This window comes from Halococcus agarilyticus (assembly GCF_000334895.1).
GTDB classification, from domain to species: domain Archaea; phylum Halobacteriota; class Halobacteria; order Halobacteriales; family Halococcaceae; genus Halococcus; species Halococcus agarilyticus.
Genome location: NZ_BAFM01000042.1, coordinates 1 through 2001, shown reverse-complemented (window position 1 = coordinate 2001; position 2001 = coordinate 1). Strand labels below are relative to the sequence as shown.

Sequence of the window (2001 nt, the reverse complement as noted above, 5' to 3'; positions counted from 1 at the left end):
TCCCACGGAGGCCCACCGCAAGACGGTGAAGGCGAAGCTCCGCACCATCGCGGACCACCTCGTCGAGCTCGACGAGCGCCGGCTGACCGACACCGAGCGCGAACAGCTCGAGGACGCGCTCGAAGCCCAGGTCACGAGCCTCTGGGGGACCCGCCAGATCCGCGAGCGCCAGCCCGAACCGCTCGACGAGGCCCGCAACGTTCACTGGTATCTCGAAAACACCCTCTTCGATACGACCGGCGAGGTCTACCGCGAGATCGAGGACACGCTCGGGGCGGAGTTCGACGATGTGGAGGTCCCGAAGCTGTTCGAGTTCCGGTCGTGGGCCGGCAGCGACAGGGACGGCAACCCCTACGTCACGCCCGAGGTCACGAGCGAGACCCTCGCGCGACAGCGCCGGAGCGTTCTGGAGAAGTACCAGGAGGCGCTCGCCGACCTCTCGCGCGTGCTCGCCCACGACGCCGACCGGCTCGACACCGGTGAGACGTTCGACGATCGCCTCGCCGCGAACCGCAAGCGCTTCCCCACGCTCGCCGAGCAGGCCCGCGAGCGCTATCCCGACGAGCCCTACCGTCAGCATCTCCGACTGATGGGCGAGCGCCTCGAACGCATCGGCGACGTCCGGCCGAACGGGTACGACGAGGTGGCCGATTTCACCGCCGATCTCGACGCGCTGGCAACCAGCCTCCGGGCGAACGGCGGCGAGCGGATCGCCGCGGTCCACGTCGACCCGCTCGAACGCCAGGCCCAAACCTTCGGGTTCTGCCTCGCTGGGCTCGACCTCCGGGACCACCAGGAAAAACACACCGAGGCGATCGCTGCGGCGCTCGGCCGCGAGGACATCGCCTACGAGAGCCTCGACGAGGACGAACGCGTCGAACTCCTGACCGAGGCCATCCTCCAGGACGCGCCGCTGATCGACGTCACCGATCGCGAGGGACTGTTCGACCCCGCGGCGCGCGTGCTCGAACGGTTCGACCGACTGAACGACTGGCAGCGCGAGTACGGCGCGGACGCGATCGACACCTACTGCATCTCGATGGCCGAGAAGCCGAGTCACGTGCTCGAAGTCCTGTTCCTCGCCGACCAGGCGGGTGCGGTCGAGCTCCCCGAGTACTGCGGGCTCGACGTCGTTCCCCTTCTGGAGACCGAGGCCGCCCTCGACGGCGCGCGCGAGATCATGGGCACCCTGTTCGACAACGAGGCGTACGGCCAGGCGCTCGCCGCCCGCGGCAACCTTCAGGAAGTGATGTTGGGCTACTCCGATTCGAACAAGGAGAACGGGTTCTTCGCCGCGAACTGGGACCTCTACCGCAACCAGCGCCGGCTCGCCGACATCGTCGACGATTACGACGTCGACCTCCGGCTGTTCCACGGCCGCGGCGGCTCGATCTCCAGAGGCGGTGGCCCGATGAACGAGGCGCTGCTCGCGCTCCCGAACGAGACGATCAACGGCCAGGTCAAGTTCACCGAACAGGGCGAGGCGATCGCCGAGAAGTACGCCAACCCACGCATCGCCGAACGTAACCTCGAACAGATGCTGAACGCCCAGATCCGCGCGCGGGCACGATCGCTCGATCAGCCCGCAGACGACGTGCCCGAGGAGTGGGTCGCCGCGGCCGCCACGATCGCCGACGCGGCGCGGACGGCGTATCAGGATCTGCTCGACACGGACGGGTTCGTGTCGTACTTCGAGCAGGCCACGCCGATCACCGTGATCGAGGAGCTCAACATGGGCTCGCGGCCCGCCTCGCGGTCGGGCGAGCGCACCGTCGAGGACCTCCGGGCGATCCCGTGGGTGTTCTCGTGGACGCAGTCGCGGTGCATTCTCCCCGGCTGGTACGGCCTCGGGGCGGGGATCGAGGCCTACCTCGACGAGGGCGGCTCGACCGACACGCTTCGGTCGATGTACGACGAGTGGGCGTTCTTCCGGACGACGATCGACAACGCCGCACTCGCGCTCGCGCGCACCGACATGGAGATCGCCACCGAGTACGCCGC

Annotated in this window: 1 protein-coding gene; it reads left to right on the top strand. The window is 68.5% G+C overall.

Annotated elements, in window-relative coordinates; genetic code table 11:
* The coding region (locus TX76_RS16890; RefSeq protein WP_049904178.1) for a phosphoenolpyruvate carboxylase at positions 1-2001 on the top strand (2001 nt) is incomplete at both ends.